Origin of the sequence: Ruminococcus sp. AF37-20, assembly GCF_003460465.1 — a bacterium.
Classification (GTDB): domain Bacteria; phylum Bacillota; class Clostridia; order Oscillospirales; family Ruminococcaceae; genus Hominimerdicola; species Hominimerdicola aceti.
In genome coordinates this window covers 1-4,900 of the sequence record NZ_QTVE01000049.1, presented here as the reverse complement: position 1 = coordinate 4,900, position 4,900 = coordinate 1, and the positions used below count along the sequence as shown (strand labels likewise).

The following is a 4,900-nucleotide window of genomic DNA, read 5'->3' as shown; positions in this document are numbered from 1 at the left end:
ACTTTGATTGTTTTGTATGTGTCAAGTTTTATTATACAGGATTAAAGTATATGATTGTTAACAGGGAAGAATGGTACAAAGCATGGTCTACTGAATTATATCCGAGTTATTATGATTATGCTCCAAGTGGATTAAGCACAGTTTTGGTCATTGATTGTTCGGGTAGTATGCAATACAACGATCCATATGAAGCAGGTAGAAAGAAAGCCGCTAAATCATTTATCAATATTTTGAGATCTAAAGACAACGTTGCTATTTTAGCTGAAGATAGTATGCCTAAAGTACTTTGTGGATTTACTTCGGCAAGCAATAAAAATAATTTACTAAACTCACTTGAAAAGATTTATTCTACTGGAGGCAATAATTTTAATGCATCAATAAATAAATCAATAGAGTTATTAAAAACACAAACTGATGCTCCAAAAAAAATGATCGTATTTATGTCTGATGGTGGATGTAATATTTCTGATTCATATTTAAAAGCAGCGGATAGTTTAGATATTTCGATCTACACTATTGGGTTTGGCTTAGGTTCTGATGATAAAACACTTGAACATATGGCAAAGATGACTCATGGTGAATTCTACAAAGCCATTACAACTAATGATTTAGCCGATATTTATTCCCAAATTGCATTGGATACTTTCTTTGACACAAAAGATACAGACGGTGATGGTTTGTATGATGTTTTTGAATTAGCTGGTATACGAGTTCAGAACGGACAGATAGTTCATACCAGATACGATCTGCCCGATACTGACCATGACGGATTAGAAGATGGTGTTGAAATTGAACCTGTACCGATTTATAAGACTATTATAATGGATCACAAAGAGCAGGAAGTAACTGCTGGTTATTATTTTATAATGAATTCTAACCCTGAAAGTAATGACGATTCAGATGGTGATGGATATTCGGATATTGAAGATCCTTATCCTTTGGATAAACCTGACGTTTTAGGCGATAAATATGATTTTCTTGATGGAGAGACATATTATCTTGCTAAAATGGTAGGTATTTATCCAGAATACTATATGGATGTAAAAGACAACTCCACTAACGCAGGGGCGCCTTTGATAATGTATAATTATACAGGTAACAATAATCAGAAATTTAAGTTTGAATGGTGCGATGCCGGATATAAAATTCATGCCTTGAATAATGAAAAATTGGTATTGACCCTAAACTTAAATGATGACGGAAGTTATTCTGTATTTATGGGCAATGACTTAAACTTGCAGGGACAAATATGGGAAGTACTACCTTATAATAACGGTGCTAAAGGATTGCTTGGCGAAAATGGTCTGGTGATACGCTCAAAAGTTTTGTATTATGAAAACAACGATACTATAGGTAAACCTTTATACTTAAGCTATAAAAACAATCAAATTTCAGTATCAACAGATAGAATAAATAATGCAAGATTTATGACTTGTGCTATTGCTGATTGGACGAGGTTTGGCGATGCTTATATGCAGTATGTTGGCTGGACTTATACTTCTAATGATAAAATCAATAGAGCCATGAAAAATTACACGAATAATACCAAAATTGGTCTTAAAAAATATGGCGATGATAAAAATATATATTTTTATAACGAAAAGATGCTAGTTATTAATCAATCCAACGGAAATTTTTCAGATGATGGTGGATTAATGTTTGCAGATGTGCCTATGCATGGAGTAATATGCGAATTAATGGCAGCCTTTAATGCAGCAACATTAGCTGGTGAAAATGTTAACTTTTTCAAAACCGCAGCAGAGTTTGAATATAATGCTTTAGTTTTAGATATAGTTACTGGTGGATTATTTTCCAATAAAACCGATTATTTAAAAGATGGTTTTTATGGTAGTAACCCGGATAAAGTATCGGATTGGCTAGACTCTCTCAACCTAACATATAAAACTTACAAGAACCCTAAAATTGGTGATTTAGAATATGCATTTGATTTTGGCAATGCTTTAGCTCAAGAAATGGATAGCGAGTTTACAAATGGTAATGTTGCTTATTTTTCATATAAGTACGAAAGTTCAATTGAGTTAGGAGCATTCGCAAAAGTTGTCACATATCAAAAACAGCATTCTGTTGCTGGAATAAAAGATGATAACTCAGGTATGATAGCGACATTTAATAGATACAGCAACTATACTGAAGCACAACACAATGATGGAAATACGACCTATTTTAATTCTATTGATGAAATCGCGAATAAAGAGGGTTGTATTTTTGATGTGGGTTATTTAATACAGAAAAAATAAGGTTTTATTTCAGCGTTTCAATATGATAATTTAGCAGGCTGATTTACATTAACATTTTGCCAATCAGCCTGTTTTATTTCATTAATAGGTGCTTTTGTGAAATCAGAAATTTGAGGATTATTATGAGAAAAAAATATAGAAAAAATATGATTGCGTTTCCGCTAATATTTATAATTATCGGCTTACTTATTTTAAGACATTTATTCACAAATCAGGGCGATATTAGTATCCATGTTAAAGATAATTATTCTCATGCTTGTCATGTTAATGATTTAATTGTTTATCTTGACTCTGATGGAATCTATTGTAAAAATTCAAAAGGAAATATAGATAAAATATGTAATATCTCTATTGCAAAAACTTCTACTGTAACAGCCGACGAGGAATTTATATTCTTTTCTCCCTCAGTTGATTCTAAAAAAATATTTCAGCTCGACTATTTTGGTAATGTTATTAAAATACATAACATATCACATAGTATTTACGATATGTATTTCGTCGATGACATATTATATGTTCTTAATTATTCCGATATTAATATGCGTTATGACATAAAAGCATATAGTAGTGTTGATGATATGAAAATAATTGATTTAGATAAATGCCCATATGACTATAATATAACTGTTGAAAAAAATTTTTTTTCTGCCAATATACAAATTATCAATAACCGCAATCATTGTTACTTGAAAATAACTGATAAAAATGAAAAAACAGTTTTTTGCAATGTATATAATAAGAAGAATGCAAAACAGATTTTTTTATCTAAAACTGATATGACAGCATCTTTATATGATAATAAATTGATATTGTTTCCGCTAAAATCAGGGAAATTAAACAACTATTATATAATAAATATAGATAATGGTAAAGTCGTAGAATCCGGGACAACTTTTAATATTGATTATTCATATCAGCCGATTAAACAATCTGATAAATATTTAATTATCATAGCACAGTATTCACATTACGCAAAAGGATTTACAGATAATGTATCTGAACAAATTGACGGTGACAGAATTATTTTATGGAATTATGAAACATCACATTTTGAAGAAAAGAAAACTAAAAATCACGAAAGAATCATTTATGCCAACTCCCAAAAAGCAATAACCTATTATAAAGGTAAATATCTGACATATTCGCTTGAGGATTGGAGTCTTATTAAAAAGCAGTCAGTTGATGAGATCAAAGAAGGCGGTTCGTACACTTTTGAATCCTGCGGTGACTACATTTTTGTGTTCGATAATAATTCCGGTGAATTGCTGAATACTATCAACATTGCTTAATTTGATTTGCTCTGTAAACTCATATGTTTGCAGAGCAATCTTATTCTTCAATTTAATATAAACAGCAAAACAACCGACCGTTTCTTAGACAGTCGATTGTTTTAACTATTAATTAACATAACTAAACCTATTGCTGATAACTTCTTCTTTCTCAATCGGTTTTTTACGTTCCTTATTGCAGCCCCGATTTTACGGGCTTTTTTCATGCTTTTCAGTCGAAAATTTTTAGTGTAAAACCATGGATGCTTTTTCATGATTTTCACCGACCGGAAGGATTTGAACCCTCGACAAATGAATAATGTCAAATAAAACGGCAAGCTTTGAGCAGATTTCGCTCCCGGCTTGCTTTTTTTTATGAAAAAACATTCACAAAGTTTAGAAGGCTGTTTTGTCAAATATCACGAAATGTGATAAACGACAAAGCGGCCTTTTTTTATTTCTCAAGAAAGGACGTGATACCCATGTGGCAGATGTACTATATAAAAAGGAAACAAAACGAACGGAGGAAAAGTCAATGAATGAAAAATTGATAATCAACACTAACCTGCTTCGCAAAGAGGCAGAATTTAAGACAAAGTCCTGTGCGGTGGAAAAAGCGATAGCAGTTTCTCATGCTGAGTTTGATAATTTAAAAAGGCATCCCTTGCAGGACAATGACCTGATCGCTGAGAACACAGATTTGATGTACTGCGACAGAGATGATATTTATCATTGTCTGCTGATCTACGATGAGGAACAGGGTGACGGTCTGCTGATCGAAGCTGAAGGCTCATCCTACGCTAGATACGTTCAGTATATTCCAAACGCAAAGCTGTTGTACGAAAATCATATTCAGACGCATTTGCAGGAAATGAAATTTTACTGTCCCCTTGAGATCAGCAGAGTACCTGAATGTTGGTCTGATGAGGAATACGAAAAAATCTCCTCCTATGAAGCTTCTGCTTACAAATCGGAGATAAATCATTTTATCAGCGATTTCAATTTGCCCGAAGAAAAAGAGCGAGGTCTGATGCATTGGTACGATAGAGGCAATTCTGTTGACCGAAAGGTGTTTTCCGCATTTATGTCGGTCGAAGAACATAACGGAGAACTTGTGGGAGTGGTCACAGCAAACGTTCACGGTCAGCTTACGGAAGATGAACTTGAGGATCTCCGTGAATATTGTACCGGGCAGTTAAGCGACGGCGCAGGAGAGAGTCTGGAGCAAAGACCGATAAAAACTCCCGACGGAGAAATTTATATCAGCTTTTGGAATTCCGACAAATGGTTTTTGCAGACGGAGGAAGAAATGAACAGCGATCAGTTTGAGGACATGACCGAAGAACCCGATATGGGAATGACGATGTGAGGTGT

Annotated in this window: 3 protein-coding genes; all 3 read left to right on the top strand. The window is 33.4% G+C overall.

What is annotated here, in order from left to right; genetic code table 11:
- Positions 1–2,258, top strand: a 2,258-nt coding sequence (locus DW015_RS13120) for a VWA domain-containing protein (protein ID WP_207659399.1), incomplete at its 5' end; no start/stop codon positions are given.
- A gap of 122 nt (positions 2,259–2,380) precedes the next feature.
- Complete coding sequence (locus DW015_RS13115; RefSeq protein ID WP_022127853.1) at positions 2,381–3,547, top strand: hypothetical protein; 1,167 nt, start codon at positions 2,381–2,383, stop codon at positions 3,545–3,547.
- Between the two features lie 514 nt (positions 3,548–4,061).
- The gene (locus DW015_RS13110) at positions 4,062–4,895 is read left to right on the top strand and encodes a DUF6329 domain-containing protein (protein ID WP_117905953.1); all 834 of its coding nucleotides are present in this window, start codon (positions 4,062–4,064) and stop codon (positions 4,893–4,895) included.
- Positions 4,896–4,900 lie beyond the last annotated feature (5 nt).

Excerpts from the sequence above, each read along its gene's own strand:
- DW015_RS13115 (WP_022127853.1), top strand. The coding sequence starts at position 2,381 with ATGAGAAAAAAATATAGAAAAAATATGATTGCGTTTCCGCTAATATTT.
- DW015_RS13110 (WP_117905953.1), top strand. The coding sequence starts at position 4,062 with ATGAATGAAAAATTGATAATCAACACTAACCTGCTTCGCAAAGAGGCA.